Raw genomic sequence first — 19,708 nt, 5'->3', positions numbered from 1 at the left:
TCCGCAGAGTTACTCTTGGGTTTGACGCTAACAATAAAACCATAACAAATATGAAATGTACCAATCAGCACAAATCACGATACATGATTGGTAATACTACGAGTAATTACCTCGAATTTTAGACAATTCAATCAATTCTCGGAGCAACGCGCCATCACCGATCTGATTGGCCATCAAGAGGATCAGGCGAGCATTCAGGGCTTCACTCTCCTCCCTGCTCAAACCGTCATGGGCAGAGATGAGATCTGAGTAAAATGCGTCCGGACTCTCGATATTGGGGGTTGTATTCACCTTGGTCATGCTTGCCTCCGCCGCTGATGCATGAGGATATTGGCCATGACGTTTTCCACGGCACTGCTGTCGAAGGCGGTCCAGCGCGCTGCCACGTGCTGGTCCGGCCTGATCAAGTAGACCGCCTGATCAGATGCTCCCAAGTACCGCTTGCGGATGTCTTCTCCGATCTCGGGGCTTTCGATCTGCAAGACGCGGACCGGCACCCCGGCAATGGCGTCGTTTGCACCGGGATCGAGATTAAGGGCAAGCAGCGTGAACCAGCCCCCCAGATGGTCAAGCAGCCAGCCATCGCGCAGCGGCGCATCGCTTGCTGGTGCGCCTGGCCGGGTGCGGTCCGGCAGCTCATCGGCGTCCGGGCCGTTCAACAGCGAGCCGTCATAAACACTTGGCACAGAAAGGCGGCCGGAATTGACCAGCGGTCTGGCAAAGTCATGCGCCTCCGAAAGATGCAGGACAGCGTCGCGAAACACGCGGCTCATCTCCGATTTCGGCGTGATGAAATCAGTGGACCGTGTTGAATTCAGGATATTTTCGTCCGCCGCAAAGACTCGCTCTGCATCATAGCTGTCCAAAAGCTGTTCGTCCGCTGTCCCGTCCAGCACAAGCTTCAGTTTCCAGGCCAGATTGTCGATGTCCTGAAACCCGGAATTTGCCCCTCTGGCACCAAAAGGCGAAACCTGGTGCGCGCTGTCGCCAGCGAAAATCACCCTTCCATACCGGAACTTTTCCATCCGGCGGCATTGAAACGTGTAGATCGAAACCCACTCCAGATCGAACTCAACGTCGTCGCCAAGCATCTGCTTCAGCCGCGGAATGACATTTTCCGGTTTCTTCTCTTCTGTCTTGTCAATATCCCAGCCCAACTGCAGGTCAATTCGCCAAACACCATCCGGCTGTTTGTGCAAAAGAGCCGATTGCCCCTTGTTAAACGGGGGATCGAACCAGAACCAGCGCTCGGTCGGGAAATCGGCCTTCATGATCACGTCCGCGATCAGGAAATTGTCCTCGAAAACCCGGCCAACGAAATCGAGCCCCAGCATTGCGCGGGTCGGTGACCCTGCTCCATCGCAGGCGATCAGCCAGTCTGCTTCCAGATCATATGGCCCATCCATAGTCTCGATTGAAACTCGTGTATGATCCACACGCCTGTCGAGCGCCGTCACCTTGTTGCCCCCGCGGATTTCGACCGGCTTGCCCTCCGCCTGCAACGCCCGGATCCGCTCAACAAGATAAAGCTCGCAATAATACTGCTGAAGATTGATGAAAGCCGGGCGGCGGTGCCCCTCTTCCGGCAGAAGGTTGAATTCGTAGACCTGCTTTTCGCCGAAAAACACCCTCCCGGTGTTCCAGATCACGCCTTTGGACGTCATCTGGTCGCCGCACCCGAGCCTATCGAGGATTTCAAGCGAGCGCTTTGCAAAACAGATCGCCCGCGAACCGAAACTCACCTTGTCATTGTCGTCCAGAACGACAACCGGCACATTCGATTGGGCAAGGTCAATCGCAAGCGCCAGCCCGACCGGTCCGGCACCAACGACCACCACAGGATGACGGACAGGCACGGACGCGCGCTGATCCGGCGATGGCTTGTACGGGTAAAGTGGTGTCTCGAACAGTTTGGTCATCGCCCCTCGTCACGGCCTAGGTTCATAAAAGGTCTTCGGCCGCCGGGTGGCGTTCGAATTTCAAGAAAAACTCGTCCAGCTGCGGCGGCGCGGCATGGGTACCGGCGAGCATCGCGTGCACCTGGCCCCGATGGTGGATCTGGTGTTGAAACAGATGCAGCAGCGTGTTGCCGACGGTTTCCCGGATTTGGCCTGCTTTGCCCCGGTCATGACAGATCTCGCGATCGAGATCTGTCTCGCCCAGATCATCACAAAACCCGATCAGTTGATGGTCCACTTTCTTCTGAGCCCGCCAAAGCTCCGATGCCGTTTGGAGAAACGGAACGTCAAACACCGACAGGCCTTCGCCCTGTTCCCGCAAGGCATCCAGATAGTACCGGTCCACCTCCCAGAGGTGATTGAGCGTGTCCTTGATCGACGGAAAGAAGTTGGTCCGTGCAGCCAAAAATTCGAGCTGTGACAGACGGTTGCAAGCCTCATAGAGCCGGCTGTTCGCATAGGCGTTGTTCCGCGCCATCAGGCGCAGCTGGTCGACAGCCGAAGTCATCCCTGAAGGTCCGCCCACATTTTAGCGTCCCGGTCCGCGGTCCAGATCCTTGGCGTGTCAATATCCAGTGCCTCGTCGTAGGCTCTTGCAACGTTGAACGGCAGGCAGTGCTCGTAGATCGCGTAATCCTTGAACTTAGGGTCACACTCGGCCCGGCAGGCATCCCATGCCTCCTTCAGTGATCCACCGCGCAAGGCAACACGCGCGACCGGGCTGTAGGTTGACTTCACGAAGTCCCGCGTGCTGTCGAGCGCTGCATTCACCATTTGCGTTCCCACAAGTGCATCTCCGCGCCCGGGCGCGATTGCACCCAGGTTGAAGCTGCGGATCCGCTCAAGGGTCGCGGGCCAGTCATGAAAATGACCGTCACCGCAATAGCAGGCCGAGTGGTATTCAACGATGTCTCCGGTGAACATGACGTTCTCGTCCGGGACATATGCAACGATATCGCCAGCAGTGTGGGCACGGCCGAGAAACATCAGATCCACCCGCCGTTTGCCGAGGTAGACGCTCATGCGATCGGTGAAAGTGATTGTCGGCCAGGTCAGGCCGGGAATGCTCTCATGGCCCTGAAACAGCCTCGGGAACCGTGCGAACTCGGACTCCCAGTCCTCTTGGCCACGTTCTGCGACCATGGAGCGGGCTTTTTCGCTCATGACGACGGTTTGAGCGCCGTAAGCGGACGCACCCAGCACCCGCACGGCGTGGTAATGTGTAAGGACGAGATGAGTGATCGGTTTGTCGGTTACCGAGCGGACCTTTTCGATCACCTTATTGGCAAGGCGCGGTGTTGCCTGGGCCTCAATGATCATGACGCTGTCATCGCCGACAATAACGCCCGAGTTCGGATCGCCTTCTGCGGTGAATGCCCACAAGTCGCGGCCGATTTCCGTGAACGAGATGTTTTTTTCCGTCATGTCACCGGCGGAGGCGAACTGTTTTGTCATGCGTTTCCCCGTAATAAATGGGCGTCAGCCCGCAGCCATCAACATGGCGAGGTTGAGCGGTGAATAAGTGCTGTAAAGAAGCAGTGTCGCGATGCAGGCAAAGGTCCAAAGAGCCAAGGCTGCAAGTGTCGATGATATGCCACCGGCCCTCCAGCATTTGAAAACGAACCAGGCATTGGCCAGGATCAAGCAGATCCCGATACTCAGCGCGATCATCATGATGATGTCACCGGACACATTGGCCGCAGCCAATGTGCGAGCCAACAGACTGCTCACGTATCCGGCGACCGGAAAACCGAACAGGTTCAGCAGCAAAAAACTGCGCACGTAATAAGTTGCCTGCTTCTCGGTCTCGCTGCGTGCCATGGTCTACCCGGTTTTCTGGACCGTTTGCTCAATCGCGCCGAAGACCGAATGCCCGGCCTCGTCTAGCATCTCAATACGCACCTCATCCCCGAACTTCAGGAAAGGCGTTTTCGGCGCACTGTCCTTGATGGTCTCGATCATACGAATTTCCGCAATGCATGAATAGCCGACGCCACCCTCAGCAACCGGCTTGCCAGGCCCGCCTTCCATCTTGTTCGACACAGTGCCGGAGCCGATGATACTCCCGGCACTCAAAGGCCGGGTTTTGGCCGCATGCGCGATGAGTTGCGGAAAATCGAAGGTCATATCGATGCCGGCATTTGCGCGGCCAAATGGCTGGCCGTTGAGATTGACCATAAGCGGCAAATGCAGTTTGCCGCCGTCCCAGGCGCTGCCGAGGCTGCCAGGTGTGACAGCGACCGGCGAGAAGGCCGATGACGGCTTGGACTGGAAAAACCCGAAGCCCTTGGCGAGTTCGTCCGGGATGAGTCCGCGCAAGGAAACGTCGTTTGCCAGCATGACCAAGCGGATCGCCTCTCGGGCCGTCTCAATACTCGCGCCCATCGGCACATCGCCGACAATCACGGCAACTTCGCCTTCCATATCAATGCCATAGGCTTCGTCCGCCATCACGATCGGGTCACGCGGCCCCAAAAAAGCATCCGAGCCGCCCTGATACATCAACGGATCACTCCAAAAGCTCTCCAGCATTTCCGCGCCGCGTGCTTTGCGCACCAGCTCCACATGATTGACATAAGCCGACCCGTCCGCCCACTGATAAGCGCGCGGCAATGGCGACATGGCATCATGTTCGTGAAACCGAAGCGAAGGGACCGCGTCGTGGCTCAGGCTCTCGGCCAACACCTCAAGCTTGGGCGCAACATCGGCCCAGTTGTCGAGTGCGGCCTGAAGGGTTGGCGCAATGTGATCGGCATAGCTGCAGCGGGTTACGCTGTCATTTACGACAACAAGCCGGCCGTCGCGGGTTCCGTTCTTCAAGCTCGCCAGCTTCATGAATTATGTCCTTCTTATCTCCAGACCGTCCCGGGCAACGGACACGGTGCCTTTAAATGCGCTGACCGCCGAACGCCAATCGGACTCTTCGAACCCCGGCAAATCGGCAGGGATCAAGTGGTTGAGAACCAGGTGTTTTGCCCCCGCTTCATTTGCAATCCTGGCCGCATCCGGTGCCAAGGTGTGGCTGTCCATCAAGTGTTTGCGCAAGCGTGCGCCGTTGCCGGTAATCTCGACAATCCTGTCGACACCATGCTCCAGCATTGCCTCATGCACCAGCAGGTCACAGCCCCTGGCGAAATCCGCCAGCGGCGGGAAATAGGTGGTGTCCGCGCTGAACACCACGCACCACTCCGGCGTGTAAAACTTCAACGCATAGCATTCTGTGACTGGCGGATGATCGACCCGCAAGGCGCGGACGTTGACACCGGCAATCTCAAGAGGGCCTTCAGCATACTCCACGACGGATACAAAATCCCGCGGGTCCGGCCGGCCCTCGTCTTCAATGCGCAGATTGATATCGTATGCCATCGACGCCAGGAACCCGTCCCAATAGGCGGCGGTGCCGGCGGGTCCGAACACCGCTACGGGTGTTCGAAGACCCGTCGTCCACGCGGTATGGATCAAAGGCCCAAGCTCCAGCACATGATCGGAATGAAGATGGGTGATGAAGATCAGGTCGAGGTCTTTCAGCACGGTACCGGCCTCGACAAGCCCGCGCGTCACGCCCAGACCGCAATCAATCACGCAGGACCTGCCTCCAATTTCCAGCAGGGACGCGGTCGGTGACGGCCCGCCGGGCCGGATCGCTGGTCCGCCTTTGGATCCGAGAATGACAAGCCGGTCATCACTTTGAGATGCGGTTTCCGCCGACATCACTTGTTCCAAGTGCCTTCCGGTGTGCCGTCGAATTTCTTTTCCAGGGTGTCCCAGCAATCAATGTAGTCGCCCTGGAGCGGCGCTTCCTTGGCCGCAAACTCAGTCAGGTGTTGCGGGAACCGGGTCTCAAACATGAACGACATGGTCTTGTCGAGCTTGTTTGGTTTCAGATCCGCGTTCGAAGCCCCTTCGAAAGCCTCGTTGTCCGGGCCGTGTGGCAGCATCATGTTGTGCAAGCTCATGCCGCCCGGCACGAAGCCCTGCGGCTTGGCGTCATATTGGCCGTAAATGTTGCCCATCAGTTCGGACATGATGTTCTTGTGATACCAGGGCGGACGGAACGTGTCTTCCATCACCATCCAGCGCTCGCGGAAGAGTACGAAATCGATGTTCGCCGTGCCAGGCACGCCGGATGGCGCGGTCAGCACCGTGAAGATCGACGGATCCGGGTGATCGAACAGGATCGCTCCGATCGGGCAGTAGTTCCGAAGGTCATATTTCACCGGCGCGTAGTTTCCGTGCCAGGCCACGACATCCAGCGGCGAGTGGCCGATCTTCGTTTCGTGAAACTGGCCGCACCATTTGATTGTAAGCGTGGACGCCGCTTCCCGGTCCTCGAAATGGGCGACAGGCGTTTTGAAATCCCGGCGGTTGGCCATGCAGTTGGCTCCGATCGGCCCGCGGCCGGGCAACTCGAACTTCTGGCCGTAGTTTTCACAAACAAAGCCACGCGCCGGACCTTCGATCACCTTTACCCTGTAGACAAGTCCGCGCGGGAGGATCGCAATTTCCTTCGGCTCAAGATCAATGACGCCAAGCTCGGTGCAGAACCGCAACCGGCCCTCCTGCGGCACGATCAACAATTCACTGTCGGCGGAATAAAAATACGCGTCCCGCATTGACTGCGTGACCAGATAGATGTGGCTCGCCATGCCCACTTGCGTGTTCACGTCCCCTGCCGTGGTCATTGTGCGCATTCCGGTCAGCCAGGTCAGCTTCTCTTCGGTATGCGGCACGGGATCCCAGCGATACTGGCCAAGCGAAATCACATCATCCACAACATGCGGCGCCGATTTCCAGTATGGCAGATCGATCTTCCGGTAGCGGCCGGAATGCTTCACCGACGGGCGGATACGATAACACCAGGTGCGTTCGTTTTGGTGGCTGGGCGCCGTAAAGGCCGTTCCGGACAACTGTTCACCGTAAAGGCCATAGGCACATTTTTGCGGGCTATTCATGCCCTGCGGCAGCGCTCCAGGAAGTGCCTCGGTCTCGAAGTCATTGCCAAATCCGGGCATATATTTGAGCTGATTGTGGTCTGCGGACAATCCGTTCGGATCGGCAGTGTCGGGCGAGATCTGGTCCATGTCTGAGCGCTCCTGAATGGATGCCTGTCAAATTAGTTTCACTTGTAACCATTTGCATACAGACGGTCAACACATTCGGACCGACCTGGCCGCCGCTGCGCATAGGAGTTCTGCGTATCTGATTGCCAGCGGGGGCGAAGACTTCCTTTACATATTTACCGTAGGGTTAGTTTAAATCTATTCCTCTCCGGAGCCCCCAATGTCCCTTCGAAATCGCATTTTCTTCGCCTCTAGCGGGGTGTTTTTATTCGGCTTTCTGGCCCTGATCATCGCGGTTACGGTCATGATGCAAGGCACCGGTCAACGGTCGGGCGAAGACCTCATTCGAACGACCGCCCGCGCACTCGCCCTGGACGCTGGCAAGACACTCGCGGAAGCGCAGCTGGCCGCACGCGCTGCTGCCGATGCGCTTGAAGGCCTGCAGCACGCAGGGGTTACCGACCGGGCTGCCTATGGCGCTGTCATGCAGCACCAAATTAGCCAGAACAAACACTTCGTCGGCGGCGGTGCGATCCTCGAACCGGACATGGCCGGGCCCGATGCCGACAATGCCGGACAGAATTTTTCCGACCCGAACGGACGGTTCATCCCGTATTTTTACAATGATGGTGCAAGCGTTGCCTGGGAACCACTGCTGTTCGGCGGCGATAGCGGCTCGGAAGACTGGTACGACAAACCGAGAAACCTTGGTCATGACACCGTCACCGAACCGTATCTTTATCCGGTCAACGGCGTCGACGTGCTGATGGCAACCGCCTCGTCCCCGATCCTTGACACATCCGGCCGCGGCATCGGCGGAGCTACGATTGACGTGTCCCTTGAAGGGCTCCAGGAAACGGTCAATGCAGCAAAAGTCTTCGACACGGGCTATGTCGGCATTTTGAGCGAGACGGGCGTTTGGGTCTCCCATCCCGACAGTGCCCTGCTCGGCAAAACCGCCGACGCAGGCATGATCGGCAAGCTTGCCGGCGACGCTGGCGAGGCCACTTATGTCAACGAAAACGGGATTGCCGAAGCCATCCAGTCCTTTGAACTGGCGGGAACCGGCCAGAACTGGTTTGTGGTGGTCGCCGTTGACGAAGGCGAATTGCTGGCAAGCGCCAACCAGACCATGATGTACAGCCTGGTCCTTACCGCAGCGCTTCTGGCGGTCGGCACCTTCTTGATGTGGCTCCTAGGCTCGACCATCGCCCGTCCGGTCCGGACCCTGACAGATCGCATGCGCAATCTGGCAGACGGGGATGTTGATACCGAAGTTGCCTTTGTCGAGCGCAGGGACGAGATCGGCCAGATGGCGGGCGCCCTTGAAGTCTTCGTTGAAAACGAGAACCAGCGCCGCAGTCTTCAGTCCGATACCGAACGCTCGCAGGCAGAGCAACTCGAACGCCAGAAAATTGTTGATGCGCTAATCGCGTCCTTTGAAAACGACGTGCACACGGTCCTGACTTCGGTCAGCGGCAGTTCCGAGCGCATGGAACAAACGGCGGCCGCCCTCGATGCAATTGCCCGGGAAACCTCTTCCCGCGTGTCTTCGGTTGCCAGCTCTTCCGACACCACTCAAAACAGCGTTCAAACAGTTGCCTCAGCGGCAGAAGAACTGTCTGCGTCCATCAGCGAAATCAGCCGACAGATCGAGCAGACCAAGGACGTGGTGGTCAGCGCCACGCAGGCAGCAAGTGACTCAAACGACAAGGTTGCGAGCCTTGACAGCGCCGCCCAGAAAATCGGCGAAGTGGTCAGCCTCATTCAGGCGATTGCCGAGCAGACCAACCTGCTGGCACTCAACGCCACGATTGAGGCCGCACGCGCCGGCGAGGCAGGCAGAGGGTTTGCGGTTGTCGCCTCCGAAGTCAAGGAACTGGCAACGCAGACCGCCAAGGCGACCGAGGAAATTTCCGCCCAGATCACCGGGATTCAATCCTCAACCCGCGATGCTGTGGGGTCGATCCAGGAAATCGCAAACACGATGGATGAAGTGAACCAGTTCACCGCTGCGATCGCCGCTGCGATCTCGCAACAGGGTGACGCCACAAATGAAATCAGCCACAACGTCCAGCAGGCCGCAAGCTGTACGGACGACATGACCAACAGCGTTGGAGATGTCACGAAGGCCGCAGAGGAAACCAGCGGATCGGCTGCTGATGTGCTGTCGGTCTCCCAGTCCGTTTCCCAACAGGCCCAAGAACTTGAGACAACAATCGCGAACTTCCTGAAAGGGGTTCGGGCCGCCTAGGGCTTGGTTCTCAACAAACTTTCAAAGACCCGCGCCTGTTCCGGCGCGGGTTTTTTCGTTGGCCCGTGCCACAATATGCTGCTTTTGAAAAAACCATCGTCGATTTCCACCCGCCATGGCGCTTGAACTTGAACCGTGAGCGGAGTAAAAAAGAACAAAATAGGAACATTTGGATACTGCTATGTCTTTGCAAGAAACGCCGGCCGCCTCGTCCCGCCCGACTATGTTCCCGCTTTCGGCGGCAGATGGAGTGGACGACACACCGTCTCAAAGCAACACGGCGGCTGAAACGGCGCCGCATTCCGGACTATCACAGTCCAATCTGGAAGAGGTGATGACCTACTTGCGCAAGGCGCGTTTGAGGGCGGAAAAAGTCCGCGACAACTCTCCGGCCGGCAGTTATCTGGAAAGCGTTTTGACGCGCACGATGGCTGGGCTGGACCGGGAGTTGGCACAGCTGAGTTATCTGCTTGCCAAACGTGACCATCCGGCCCCTCAGGCAACCAAAATGCGGCCTGCGATTTAGCCAGATCAATTCAGGCCACCTGTTTCTCCAAAGCAACAACAATCAAAGGACCGCGCGCACGCGAAAAGAACTCGTATTTATCACATTGTAAATAGTATTAAGTTTTTGCCTTTTGTATATTTGATAGATTTATGTAAACTTTTAAAGTTATTCCCTTACGACAGGAAGTAGCAATCTGTCTCGAGCCCCATTGAGGGATTTATGAATATTGAGGGCCTGCAACTTCAATTTCTGAATGCGAGCAGCGACCCGATCGCTGCCGGTCACTTCAGCCCGGATGCAGAAAGCCCACAGATTATCTTTCTAAATGCATCGTTTTCAGAGACCTTCGGATATTGTGCGGATGAAATCATCGGAAAGGTGAGCAAGACTTTACCGCAGAAAGTCCGACAGTGTTTAACACCACTGACAGGAGACTTCGGCCCGGAGCTCAAGGCAGCCTGCTCCCCTCAAGAATTTCAGCTATCGACAGCCGACGGCAGAACACTTTGGACCAGCGTTTCGACATTCTCGGTCCCGGCTGAGGATGGCGGGCACATCGTTTTTGCCACTTATCGCGATGTGACGGCATTGAAAAAGGCCGAAGCCTCGTATCACAGGCTTTCCTCAGCCTTGAACGCCTATCCCGACCCGATCGTCATTTACGATGGGGACTTGAACCTTGTTTTCCGGAACGAAGGCTATGCAATCTCCATGTCGGACACACCCGAACAATTGGTGGAAGGCGTGCACCTCAGTGACGTACTGCGCATGGCGATCAAGCACGGACGTTACCCTGCAGCCGTAGGCCGTGAGGAGGAGTGGATGGCGGAAATTCAGTCGCCGGCGCATCTCGGCCGCAAGGCCGAAGATGTCGAGCTCAAGGGAGATATCCATCACCGGCTGCTCCGCTCTCGATCGGCCAACGGTGATTACGTTGTCATCCGGCTGGACTCGACCGAGCTTGTTCGTCAAAAACGGCAGGCTGAAGAGACGCAAGCTCGCCTTCTTGCCGCGCTGAATGCATATCCTGCCCCTTTTGTAATTTACGATACGAATGATTGCCTCGTTGTCTGCAACGACGCCTATCGCGCATCGATGGCCAATGATCCGGCCGATATCGAGGCCGGTATGCACCGCACGGAAGTTGCCAGAATCGCCATCCGGGCCGGCAAGGTCGCAAAAGCGATTGGACGCGAAGAAGAGTGGATGTCTGATGAGCATCTGGAAGCGGAGGTCGCCAAGCCTGTGCAGGATCTCGAACTGCCCGGCGATGTTCATCACAGGCTCTTGCGTTCACGCGTCGAGAACGGCGATCTCGTTATCTTGCGGATCGATACAACGGAACTCGTGCGCCAGCGCCGCGCGTTGGAAGACTATTCCAAACGGCTGGAACAGGCGAACCAGGACATCACGCACATGGCGTTGCATGATGATCTGACTGGCCTGGGCAACCGGCGGTTCCTGTCCCTCAAGTTCGATGAAATGATCAAAACCCGATCATTAAAAGGCGGTGAAATCGCCGCACTCCACATCGATTTGGACCGATTTAAACAAATCAACGATACAATGGGCCACCCGGCAGGCGACGAGGTCTTGCTGGAAATCTCAAAGCGTATTCGTTCGAGAATTGGCCCGTGGGACGTCGTCGCCCGGATCGGCGGGGACGAGTTCATTGTGTTGCTGCATGTCCATCAAGATATCGAACGGCCGGTATCACTTGCCAATTCATTGCTCGATGACCTGTCTCGACCGATGCAGTTCGACGGAAAAGAAATACGTTTTGGCGCATCGGTTGGCCTGGCCGGTACGCCTTTGGCCCACGTCGACGAGCTGCTGACCAACTCGGATATTGCGCTGTACAAAGCCAAGCGCCAAGGCCGTGGCCGCCTCGTCGTCTTCGACCGCTCTGACCTCGAGGACTTGCGGCGTACGAAAGTCTTGGCAGATGAGATCCTGCGTGCCATCGAAAGCAATGAGTTCGAGCCGTTCTACCAGCCGCAGGTTGACGCAAAAACCGGTCAGATCGTGGGGATTGAGACCCTCGTGCGGTGGCGCCACCCGACGCGCGGCACCTTAACACCGGATGCCTTTCTACCGGTCGCGACCGATCTGAACCTGGCCGGAGAAATAGACCGCCTCGTATTCGATACGACACTTGAGTTGTTTCAAAAGATCGCGACGCCCGCTGGCCTGCCTTTGTCCCTTTCGTTCAATGTGAGCGAAAACCGGATCAACAACTCTGCAATCGCCGAAATTGGCAAAAATATCCGGACCTATCCCGGTCAAATCTGTTTTGAACTTCTGGAAACGACCTTCCTTGAAGAGCAGAAAGAAGACTTCTTCGACCAATTGGACCAGCTTCGCGCACTTGGCATTGCGATTGAGGTGGACGACTTCGGCAGTGGGCGCGCATCTGTTGTCGCGCTTCAAAGGATTACTCCAGATCGTTTGAAAATAGACAGGCGCTTGAGTGCACTTGCCGTCGAAGGCACCAGCGGCCTGCGTCTCGTGCGCTCGATTATCGAAATCGGCCAGGCTATGGAAATCGGCGTAACGGCAGAAGGCGTCGAGACCCAGGAACAAGCCGATATCCTAGCACAGCTTGGATGCGACCAGCTGCAAGGCTACCTTTTTGCCCGCCCCATGCCGTTTGCGGATTTGGTGCTTTTTCTTCAGACCCAGGAGGCGCGGCTTCAACAACGCAAGGTCGGTTCGCGCGCCCCTGCATAAGGACCGGCAACGATCCCGGACATCGCACCAGGCAACAAACCGGCACTTGCGTTCACACCACCCCGCGTGCGGGGCGGAAAAGATAGTTCCAGAAGTTTTATCGAAACCGGGCGCCGCCCCTAACGGTGCCATTGGGGCTAACTGCAACACCACGGCAGCCACGCGGCCCGCATACACCAGCACCGCTTGCCGTGTTGCCAGCCGGCCCTGTAACAGTTCCGGCGCGCCCGCACCCGTACCGGCCGCACGCAGCGCCGCCCGTTGCCGTGCCGCCGTTGACACCTGTCACCGTGCCTGCCCTGCCGCAACCATAGGGCCCGCATCCGGCGCTGCCCGTCGCCGTTCCGCCGGCGGGTCCAACAACTGTGCCGGAACGCACGGTTGCCGCTCCGGCCGGATAGGCAGTCCAGCGGCCATACCAGGGATAAGCGGCATAATACCGGTCCCAATAGGCCCGGTTATACGCGACAACGGTTACTCCAACGACCGGGGCCACCGCAGGTGTCAGCACAACGGTTCGACCCTGGTAGACCGTTTGAAGATAGGACGCGGCAACCCAGCCCCTATAGGTCCGGTAGCTCACATCGCACCAAGTATAACCAGCATTGCAGCCATGAGTCACGACGCCCGCGCCTGCCGGGACCGTCACGATCACCGGATAGGCCGTGGACGGCCCGGCGCGCAGGTTGACATTCGCGGTGGCGACGGATGTCACGGCGGCCTGAGCAAAGCCGGCCCAAGCTGTGAGCGCGGCTACATTCAAGATAAGCGCCGCGAAGATAGTCCGGACGTTCAGCATTGTGTTTCAATCCCTGTTCAAGCTGCAAGATAGGGGGCCGGGCGGTCTCCAAGGTAGGGCAAGAGGAGACCGCCCGGGCCGAACTCAGGCCGTGTTACTGTCTTTCGGCAGCGGCTTTGAGCTCGGCGGGACTGACGACGGCATTGCCGTCGGTATCAAGGCGTTCGAACGCCAAGGCATAACGGTTGGTGCGCTTGATCAGACCGAACCGGCCGATGCCGTCTTGCGCATTCAGATCAATCAGGGATTTGAACTCGGCAAAAGACAGAACACCATTGCCATCGGCATCGGATGCCAGGTAGTTGGCCTGCACCATCTGCTGCTGGGTGTCGGCAAACGCGTAGGACACCGTCGCGGCCAACATGGCCGTCGCTGCGCAGGCTTTCATTGCTGCCTTCATGATAACCAAGCTCCTCATCTTCCGTCTTGACCACGCTCGCACTTGAACGTTGTCATGCCGTTTCGAAACGCAGGTTATGTGAAAGATGTCACGCGCTTATCTCAAAACAGCCCGGCTTTGTGTCGTTTGGTCACCGTCATGTAACAGCATGTAATTTTAAGGTTGGGGGACTTGTGTCTTGACGCCAAGCTCATAAAAGTTCCGCTATGAGCGAGCAAAGCCCCTACATCCTTATCGTTGATGACGATGCCGATATCCGGCGGCTTGTGGCCGAATACCTGACCCGCGAGGGGCTGGAGGTCGCCGAGGCCATGGATGCGCGCGAAATGGATGCCCTGCTGGCTCAGCGCCAACCCGATCTGATCGTTCTCGATCTCATGCTGCCCGGCGAAGATGGCCTGTCCATCTGCCGCCGGCTGCGCGTGGAGACAGGTCCCGCGATCCTGATGCTGACCGCAAAGACCGATGAGATTGACCGGGTGGTCGGACTGGAAATCGGGGCGGATGATTATCTGGGCAAACCTTTCGGCCCGCGGGAACTTCTGGCGCGGATCCGGGCCATCTTGCGGAGGGGAAGGCACCAGAACGCGCCGGCCACAGCGGCCTCCAAACGCTACACGTTCGACCGGTTTGTTCTGGACGTGGACGCAAGGCAACTCAGTGACAATGAGGGGCGGCCGCTGACCTTGACGAGCGGTGAGTTCGATCTCTTGTGCTGCTTCGTGCAGCGGGCGCGCCGTGTCATCTCCCGGGATCAGATCCTCGACCAGTTGCATGGCCGCAATGCCGATCCGTTTGACAGGTCGGTCGACATGCTTGTCTCGCGTCTCAGGCGCAAACTCGCCGCCGTCAGTCCGCATTCAGAGCTGATCACCACGGTGCGCAACAGCGGGTATTTGTTCACAGCTGTCGTTGAGGACAAGCCGACATGGCCCAGCTAAGCCTGCGCTGGCGGCTCGGTATTTTGATGATTGTGGCCCTGATCGGCCTCTGGCTCGGGGTCATCATACTCAGCTACATCTCATACGGCTTGCGGATCCAGGTCAGCGCCCTGCCCGAGCCTGACCGTCTAGCTGCCACCATCCGGCTGATTGAAACCTCGCAAGGCACCGAGCGTGCCGACGTATTGGCAGCGGTTGAAGCCCTGTCATTCTCTGTGCACTTCTCCGATGCCCCTGCAGAACCGGATAGCAATGCGGCAGATCTTGCCGTTGCTGCTCTTTATCCCAATCACTTGGCGGTTTTCGGGAATCGGGATGTCCGGGTGTTTCAGCAGTCCGCGGCGCTCCTCCCCCGGTTTCTGGCCCGACGCCTCAATCCTTATGTGATCAGTGTCGAACTAAACTCGGGCGGTTGGGTCACGATCACGTCCTGGAGCCCCTATCTGACCGACCCTTTGGGCCTACCGCTTGGACTAGGCGCAGGCCTGACCGGCGTTCTGATCGCGCTCGGCGCCTTGATTGTCCTGAACCGCGAAATCCGGCCACTGAAGCAGCTGGCCGCGGTGTTGAACAAGGTTGACCCGGAAGGCCCGCTGGTCGAAGTGCCTGATATCAAGGCCCAGTCTCCCGAACTCAAAGCCCTGATTGCAGCGTTCCAGCATTTGCAAGGCCGGTTGCGAACGCTGATCAAGGCGCGTCTCGCCCTGATCGGCGGCATCCAGCATGACTTGAGGACCTTCACCACACGGTTGCGGCTCCGTGTGGACAAGATCGAAGATGATGGCGAACGGGCCCGCGCGGTCCACGATATCGATGACATCATCGCGCTCTTGAACGACGCGCTTCTGGCGACCCGCACGGGCGCAAACGAGCTGGATGAGGAACTGATCGAATTTCCAGCTCTGGTCCGTACCGAAGTGTCCGACCGGGTTCAAGCCGGCGCGGATATCGATCTGACCATCTTGGAAGACGCCCTCAACAGTTCCGTTCTTGGCGACCGGCTCGCCTTAAGGCGGATGGTCGCCAACTTGCTCGAAAATGCGCTGAAATATGGCCGTGAAGCCGCTGTGACACTGAAGGCCTCGGACGAAACAATCGAGCTCATTGTCGATGACGCGGGGCCCGGCATCCCGCTTGAAAAGCGCGCCTACCTGTTCGAACCCTTTACGCGCCTTGAAGAATCCCGGGACCGGAAGACCGGTGGCTCTGGCCTCGGGCTGGCCATCGTCGGCAATGTGGTGAAAGCACATGGCGGAACAGTCTCCGTGGACACGTCTCCCAAGGGCGGCGCCCGGTTCTGCGTTCGTCTGCCGAAATTCCAGGTGAGCTGACTGATCGACCGACGGCTCTTAACCACCAAGTGGCGCATGTGGTGTAATTAAAACCTGAAAAAATTATCACCTTTTTCAGACCCGGCGACACGACCCCGGACGCGATCTGCTGTTTGGCGGCGCAGGCGATGACCGTCTGGTCGGCGGCCCGGATGCTGACATCGCCGTCGGCGGCGATGGTGCCGATACTTTCCTGTTCTGGGGCAATGATCTCGTCAATCTGCCAGGCTCTGACTGGGACGTCTCTTCGCTCGATGTCATCCAGGAATTTAAGATGGGCATCGACAAGATCGAATTCGCAAGTACCCACGGCGTTGACGATCGGAGCGATCTGATGATCTGGAAAAAGTTTCTCGATGATGACCAGCATTTCGTTGTGATGGTCAAGGAGAGCCAGGACGCGGTTCTGGTCAATGTCGAAGACGGCACGTCCTGGGGCGAGTTTGTGAACAGCGACCCGTTCTGGTTTGGCTAACGGACCTTGCCAATCAACGGCCAGAACAGCCGTGATGTTCTGGCAATAGGCTTATCCCGGGCTTTGGCGCAATCAGGTTCCTGATTGCGCCGTTTTTTGCCAGCAGAGACAATATGGCTGCAGCGCGAGATGTTGGTTCTCGCGCGTTTTCGACTGCTAAGGCGCCGCATGAGCCCCCATGCGCAGAGCCTCCAAGCCTTAAGCATGAAACCCGGCCAAAAGACAATCGTCACCCCTAGAATTCACGTGCCCAGTATGATTGAACTCTACGTCATTAGGCGCTCGCCATTTGGTGCTGGAGGCGGACTTGTTTCACATTGCTTCGATTTTCGCAAAACCGGTGCTCGACAAATTCGGCGTGACCGAAGAAGCCAAGGAGCGCTTTGTCGCCCTTCAAAAGGCTGTCACTGGCGATAGCGGAACCGCATGGATCCCCTTGTCCCGACCGTCTGCAACGCTCGATTTTTCCACGCACACCCAGACCCAATCGAACACGTTCAACACCGGCTCGATCGACGGCAAGGACGGACCCGTTACCTGGTGCGAATTCGTCTGGAATTCCGATCAGGTCATCAAGGATTGCATCCTTCACAAGGTATCCTGGCGGTTTTACAGCAACAAACTGATCTGTCTGGAAATCTGCGCCAGCAAAGATGACAAGGGGCTGGACGGCAGCGATCTGATCGGCCACCGCCTGGAGCTCCGGGATAGCACGGGTTTCTTGATCGGGATCTGGGCGGCCGCTTTCTTGATTGTCAAAGACACGGACCGCCGGAGTTTCCAAACATCGGCTGAAGATGATCACAAGGTCCTCGGGCTGCATTTTGATATGCTGGCCGATACGCAAACCGGTCTGTCCTTCCGGATCTGACACGCACCCGAAAAACGGCAACTCCGGAGTGTACAAACAGCATTGGGATCCGGGAACCTATACTAGAACGCAGCAATGCGCCTGATCATGCTGATCGCGTTGTTTGGCATGATCGTGATGATGTTTGACGTACCGGGCGGTAAATATTCAATACGCTTTGGCGCCTTCGTTTTGGGAGCCATTCTGGTGATCGTTATTGTGAACCTTGCTAGTGCCTTGCCTGACGACGCAACACACAAAAAGACGTGAAATTCCCTGAGCGGCCGGGGCTGAGCCTTGCCGATGATCGACCTTCTTGTTCACCGGTATTGCGCGGCGGTGATGAACTCGCTGAACGCCTCGCACCACACGAGTACGGTGGTGAAATCCTCAATGTTCACGCTGTCCGGCACATCGATGATGAACCCATCGAACGTCTTGATATCTCCCAATTGAACAGAGGCGTTTCTGACCGCTTCGAATTCAGCTTCATCTTCTAAAAATTCGGGAACCAAATAGAGCTTGTAATCCGGCCCCGGTGCCAGCGCGCCCATATGGACAATCTTGTCGGACGACAGGCCAATCGTTCCCTCACCCCAATGCAGAAAATCACTTCCTTTCAGGTCGCGTGTCAGCTCGGCCTGGTACTGGGCTTGCCCGGATGCAGCAGCGAGAACCGCCTTTTCCGGCCCCTCAGGGGCGGTCAGGATCGGCAGGAAATAGACCCCAAGCGCAAAACCGGCTGCGAGTGCGGCTCCATGGGACAGAAGAAGCGAGATTATGCGGAACATCTGTTGGCCTTGGTAAATTGCTGAACCGCGCCGGATGTAGGTATGTTCACGATCACATCAAATCAACGGCGTGTCAGGCTGGCTTGAACATCAGGCAGCGGCTTCGTCACCCGGCGCCGTCTGACAGCCGAGATCGGTCAGCGTCACGATCCGGTTGCCGCGAAGATCCGTGGCGCAAACCAGAAAGCCGCGCTCCTCCATGTGGCTGAGCAGCCAGCGCGCGCGCCCCGGCGACCGGGTTCCGTAGGCCGTGGCGATTTCCAGATTGCCCGGACATGGTGCTTTCGCAAGCGCTGCCTTGGCCAGCAGCAGATAGACGCCGCGCATCTCTTCCGGTAGTTGGGATGCAATCAATTCGGCCTGTTGCCAAGCGCCATCGTCAACATCATCGGTATCGACGCCAGCCCTCGCAACCGAGAGCTTTTCGCGGAACACCTGAAGGTCGGGCGTTCCACCCGGCAGCTTCGCGATGCGGCACCGCACCTGGAAATCCTGATAAAGCGATGCGATCGGCTGGAAAGCGGCGTCTTCTTCCGCAAGTATTTCAGAGATGATCTGGGCAATCGTCTCCTCACGCTCGCCAAAATCGAGCAGTGTGGCTGCCGGTGCCTGCGCATCGGTTGCGGCCCGTTCCGCGCCAGCAATCTGGTCCAGAACCTCGCCGGTCGACACAACCGGTTCAGGTGGTCTCGGGCGAACCGGTAATTCGCCGGGCGCCGCTGTAAAAATAAGATCTTTTGCGTCGGCTGCCGGCTGATCCGGCAAAGGCATGAGCTTCGGACTCCCACCCCGGCCCGCGGTTTCCACGGGACCAATCTTGACCGGCACAGGACGCCGCGACATGGCCGGTCCCAACGCCACAAAATGACCTCTGTCGAGATTGCGGAAGGTTTCAGCCTGGCGCCGCTCCATGCCCAGCAAATCGGCCGCACGCGCCATATCGATGTCCAAAAAGGTGCGGCCCATCAGAAAGTTTGACGCTTCGGCCGCAACGTTCTTGGCCAGTTTTGCAAGCCTCTGGGTGGCTATCACACCGGCCAGTCCGCGTTTGCGGCCCCGGCACATCAAATTGGTCATGGCGCCAAGGGAACGCCGGCGGGCTTCCTCGGTCACCTCTCCTGCTGCTGCCGGGGCGAAAAGCTGTGCCTCGTCAACGATGACCAGCATCGGATACCAGTAGTCGCGCTCGGCATCGAACAGGCCATCCAAAAATGTTGCCGCAGCTTTCATCTGACGGTCGGCATCGAGGCCTTCGAGATTAAGAACCACGGAAACCCGGTGCTGCCGCACACGGGACGCAACCATCTGCAGGTCTTTTTCTGTGCCGACGGCATCAACCACAACGTGGCCGTACTTGTCGGCGAGCGTCACAAAGTCGCCTTCCGGGTCGATGATTGCCTGCTGGACCCAATTCGCCGACTGCTCCAGCAGACGCCGCAACAGATGTGACTTGCCGGATCCGGAATTTCCCTGCACGAGAAGCCGGGTTGCCAGCAGCTCTTCAAGGTCGAGCTCGCCGCGCTTGCCGCCAGACATTTCTCCGATATCAATCCGAACTGTCATTCACATTCCCGGCGCATCAAGGTGGAGGGCTTTTGGAAAGAGTTGGCT

General features: G+C 57.8%; 20 protein-coding genes and 1 pseudogene. 9 read left to right on the top strand and 12 right to left on the bottom strand.

Annotated elements, in window-relative coordinates; translation table 11 throughout:
* Positions 1-96: 96 nt before the first annotated feature.
* Genes JM93_RS15270 through hmgA form a run of 8 tightly spaced genes read right to left on the bottom strand, consistent with a single transcriptional unit; the run spans position 97 to position 7,039 of the window.
* The gene (locus JM93_RS15270) at positions 97-300 is read right to left on the bottom strand and encodes a DUF2783 domain-containing protein (RefSeq protein WP_145345112.1); all 204 of its coding nucleotides are present in this window, start codon (positions 298-300) and stop codon (positions 97-99) included.
* The gene (locus tag JM93_RS15265) at positions 297-1,919 is read right to left on the bottom strand and encodes an FAD-dependent oxidoreductase (protein WP_145345109.1); all 1,623 of its coding nucleotides are present in this window, start codon (positions 1,917-1,919) and stop codon (positions 297-299) included. The genes JM93_RS15270 and JM93_RS15265 overlap by 4 nt, the downstream gene beginning before the upstream one ends.
* A gap of 22 nt (positions 1,920-1,941) precedes the next feature.
* Positions 1,942-2,466, bottom strand: coding sequence for a DinB family protein (locus JM93_RS15260; protein ID WP_145345106.1), 525 nt, complete (start codon positions 2,464-2,466; stop codon positions 1,942-1,944).
* Complete coding sequence (locus JM93_RS15255) at positions 2,463-3,413, bottom strand: MBL fold metallo-hydrolase (RefSeq protein ID WP_145345103.1); 951 nt, start codon at positions 3,411-3,413, stop codon at positions 2,463-2,465. The genes JM93_RS15260 and JM93_RS15255 overlap by 4 nt, the downstream gene beginning before the upstream one ends.
* Positions 3,414-3,437: 24 nt before the next feature.
* On the bottom strand, positions 3,438-3,779 hold the full coding sequence (locus JM93_RS15250; protein WP_145345101.1) for a hypothetical protein: 342 nt from the start codon (positions 3,777-3,779) through the stop codon (positions 3,438-3,440).
* Between the two features lie 3 nt (positions 3,780-3,782).
* Positions 3,783-4,793, bottom strand: coding sequence for a fumarylacetoacetate hydrolase family protein (locus tag JM93_RS15245; protein ID WP_145345097.1), 1,011 nt, complete (start codon positions 4,791-4,793; stop codon positions 3,783-3,785).
* A 3-nt stretch (positions 4,794-4,796) separates the two neighbouring features.
* On the bottom strand, positions 4,797-5,669 hold the full coding sequence (locus tag JM93_RS15240) for an MBL fold metallo-hydrolase (protein WP_145345094.1): 873 nt from the start codon (positions 5,667-5,669) through the stop codon (positions 4,797-4,799).
* Positions 5,669-7,039, bottom strand: a complete 1,371-nt coding sequence (gene hmgA, locus JM93_RS15235) for a homogentisate 1,2-dioxygenase (RefSeq protein ID WP_145345090.1) — start codon at positions 7,037-7,039, stop codon at positions 5,669-5,671. Before hmgA ends, JM93_RS15240 begins: the two co-directional genes overlap by 1 nt.
* A gap of 199 nt (positions 7,040-7,238) precedes the next feature.
* On the opposite strand from hmgA, the gene JM93_RS15230 reads away from it, so the two are divergent.
* From JM93_RS15230 to JM93_RS15220, 3 genes are all read left to right on the top strand, one after another.
* Complete coding sequence (locus JM93_RS15230) at positions 7,239-9,272, top strand: methyl-accepting chemotaxis protein (protein WP_145345087.1); 2,034 nt, start codon at positions 7,239-7,241, stop codon at positions 9,270-9,272.
* Positions 9,273-9,453: 181 nt separating this feature from the next.
* Positions 9,454-9,798: a hypothetical protein gene (locus tag JM93_RS15225; protein WP_208995202.1), complete on the top strand. Its 345-nt coding sequence runs from the start codon at positions 9,454-9,456 to the stop codon at positions 9,796-9,798.
* A gap of 201 nt (positions 9,799-9,999) precedes the next feature.
* Complete coding sequence (locus JM93_RS15220) at positions 10,000-12,510, top strand: sensor domain-containing protein (RefSeq protein ID WP_145345084.1); 2,511 nt, start codon at positions 10,000-10,002, stop codon at positions 12,508-12,510.
* Between the two features lie 97 nt (positions 12,511-12,607).
* Here the strand turns inward: JM93_RS15220 and JM93_RS21985 are convergent, their stop codons facing one another.
* Both JM93_RS21985 and JM93_RS15210 read right to left on the bottom strand, forming a co-directional pair.
* On the bottom strand, positions 12,608-13,309 hold the full coding sequence (locus tag JM93_RS21985) for an SH3 domain-containing protein (protein WP_208995200.1): 702 nt from the start codon (positions 13,307-13,309) through the stop codon (positions 12,608-12,610).
* A 94-nt stretch (positions 13,310-13,403) separates the two neighbouring features.
* On the bottom strand, positions 13,404-13,709 hold the full coding sequence (locus JM93_RS15210; RefSeq protein WP_145345081.1) for an EF-hand domain-containing protein: 306 nt from the start codon (positions 13,707-13,709) through the stop codon (positions 13,404-13,406).
* A gap of 206 nt (positions 13,710-13,915) precedes the next feature.
* Between JM93_RS15210 and JM93_RS15205 the strand changes: the two genes are divergently transcribed.
* The 6 genes and pseudogenes from JM93_RS15205 (at position 13,916) to JM93_RS21765 (ending at position 17,576) form a co-directional block, all read left to right on the top strand.
* Entirely contained in the window at positions 13,916-14,650 is a 735-nt protein-coding gene (locus JM93_RS15205; RefSeq protein ID WP_145345078.1) for a response regulator, read from the top strand.
* Positions 14,638-15,981 carry an ATP-binding protein gene (locus tag JM93_RS15200; protein ID WP_145345075.1) on the top strand — a complete coding sequence of 448 codons (1,344 nt, stop codon included), beginning with the start codon at positions 14,638-14,640 and terminating at the stop codon, positions 15,979-15,981. Before JM93_RS15205 ends, JM93_RS15200 begins: the two co-directional genes overlap by 13 nt.
* A 106-nt stretch (positions 15,982-16,087) precedes the next feature.
* Positions 16,088-16,159, top strand: a pseudogene (locus JM93_RS22300) (hypothetical protein); the annotation flags it as partial.
* A 96-nt stretch (positions 16,160-16,255) separates the two neighbouring features.
* Entirely contained in the window at positions 16,256-16,456 is a 201-nt protein-coding gene (locus JM93_RS22175; protein ID WP_145345072.1) for a hypothetical protein, read from the top strand.
* A 307-nt stretch (positions 16,457-16,763) separates the two neighbouring features.
* Positions 16,764-17,327 (top strand): hypothetical protein, encoded by a 564-nt coding sequence (locus JM93_RS15190; protein ID WP_145345069.1) that lies wholly within the window; start codon positions 16,764-16,766, stop codon positions 17,325-17,327.
* A 75-nt stretch (positions 17,328-17,402) separates the two neighbouring features.
* Positions 17,403-17,576, top strand: a complete 174-nt coding sequence (locus tag JM93_RS21765) for a hypothetical protein (RefSeq protein WP_170230681.1) — start codon at positions 17,403-17,405, stop codon at positions 17,574-17,576.
* Positions 17,577-17,626: 50 nt separating this feature from the next.
* On the opposite strand, the gene JM93_RS15185 is transcribed toward JM93_RS21765, so the two are convergent.
* Both JM93_RS15185 and JM93_RS15180 read right to left on the bottom strand, forming a co-directional pair.
* A complete protein-coding gene (locus JM93_RS15185; protein ID WP_145345067.1) occupies positions 17,627-18,097 on the bottom strand; it encodes a DM13 domain-containing protein in 471 nt (156 codons plus the stop codon).
* Between the two features lie 90 nt (positions 18,098-18,187).
* Positions 18,188-19,660, bottom strand: coding sequence for a helicase HerA domain-containing protein (locus JM93_RS15180; RefSeq protein WP_145345064.1), 1,473 nt, complete (start codon positions 19,658-19,660; stop codon positions 18,188-18,190).
* Positions 19,661-19,708: the final 48 nt, after the last annotated feature.

Source organism: Roseibium hamelinense, from assembly GCF_007830545.1.
GTDB lineage: Bacteria > Pseudomonadota > Alphaproteobacteria > Rhizobiales > Stappiaceae > Roseibium > Roseibium hamelinense.
The sequence above is the reverse complement of the archived record's forward strand: the minus strand, read 5'-3'. Positions and strand labels throughout refer to the sequence as shown.

Excerpts from the sequence above, each read along its gene's own strand:
- JM93_RS15250 (WP_145345101.1), bottom strand. The coding sequence starts at position 3,779 with ATGGCACGCAGCGAGACCGAGAAGCAGGCAACTTATTACGTGCGCAGT.
- JM93_RS15200 (WP_145345075.1), top strand. The coding sequence starts at position 14,638 with ATGGCCCAGCTAAGCCTGCGCTGGCGGCTCGGTATTTTGATGATTGTG.
- JM93_RS15260 (WP_145345106.1), bottom strand. The coding sequence starts at position 2,466 with ATGACTTCGGCTGTCGACCAGCTGCGCCTGATGGCGCGGAACAACGCC.
- JM93_RS15245 (WP_145345097.1), bottom strand. The coding sequence starts at position 4,793 with ATGAAGCTGGCGAGCTTGAAGAACGGAACCCGCGACGGCCGGCTTGTT.
- JM93_RS15180 (WP_145345064.1), bottom strand. The coding sequence starts at position 19,660 with ATGACAGTTCGGATTGATATCGGAGAAATGTCTGGCGGCAAGCGCGGC.
- JM93_RS15230 (WP_145345087.1), top strand. The coding sequence starts at position 7,239 with ATGTCCCTTCGAAATCGCATTTTCTTCGCCTCTAGCGGGGTGTTTTTA.
- hmgA (WP_145345090.1), bottom strand. The coding sequence starts at position 7,039 with ATGGACCAGATCTCGCCCGACACTGCCGATCCGAACGGATTGTCCGCA.
- JM93_RS15240 (WP_145345094.1), bottom strand. The coding sequence starts at position 5,669 with ATGTCGGCGGAAACCGCATCTCAAAGTGATGACCGGCTTGTCATTCTC.
- JM93_RS15210 (WP_145345081.1), bottom strand. The coding sequence starts at position 13,709 with ATGAAGGCAGCAATGAAAGCCTGCGCAGCGACGGCCATGTTGGCCGCG.
- JM93_RS15220 (WP_145345084.1), top strand. The coding sequence starts at position 10,000 with ATGAATATTGAGGGCCTGCAACTTCAATTTCTGAATGCGAGCAGCGAC.
- JM93_RS15255 (WP_145345103.1), bottom strand. The coding sequence starts at position 3,413 with ATGACAAAACAGTTCGCCTCCGCCGGTGACATGACGGAAAAAAACATC.
- JM93_RS15225 (WP_208995202.1), top strand. The coding sequence starts at position 9,454 with ATGTCTTTGCAAGAAACGCCGGCCGCCTCGTCCCGCCCGACTATGTTC.
- JM93_RS15205 (WP_145345078.1), top strand. The coding sequence starts at position 13,916 with ATGAGCGAGCAAAGCCCCTACATCCTTATCGTTGATGACGATGCCGAT.
- JM93_RS21765 (WP_170230681.1), top strand. The coding sequence starts at position 17,403 with ATGCGCCTGATCATGCTGATCGCGTTGTTTGGCATGATCGTGATGATG.
- JM93_RS22175 (WP_145345072.1), top strand. The coding sequence starts at position 16,256 with ATGGGCATCGACAAGATCGAATTCGCAAGTACCCACGGCGTTGACGAT.
- JM93_RS15270 (WP_145345112.1), bottom strand. The coding sequence starts at position 300 with ATGACCAAGGTGAATACAACCCCCAATATCGAGAGTCCGGACGCATTT.
- JM93_RS15185 (WP_145345067.1), bottom strand. The coding sequence starts at position 18,097 with ATGTTCCGCATAATCTCGCTTCTTCTGTCCCATGGAGCCGCACTCGCA.
- JM93_RS15265 (WP_145345109.1), bottom strand. The coding sequence starts at position 1,919 with ATGACCAAACTGTTCGAGACACCACTTTACCCGTACAAGCCATCGCCG.
- JM93_RS21985 (WP_208995200.1), bottom strand. The coding sequence starts at position 13,309 with ATGCTGAACGTCCGGACTATCTTCGCGGCGCTTATCTTGAATGTAGCC.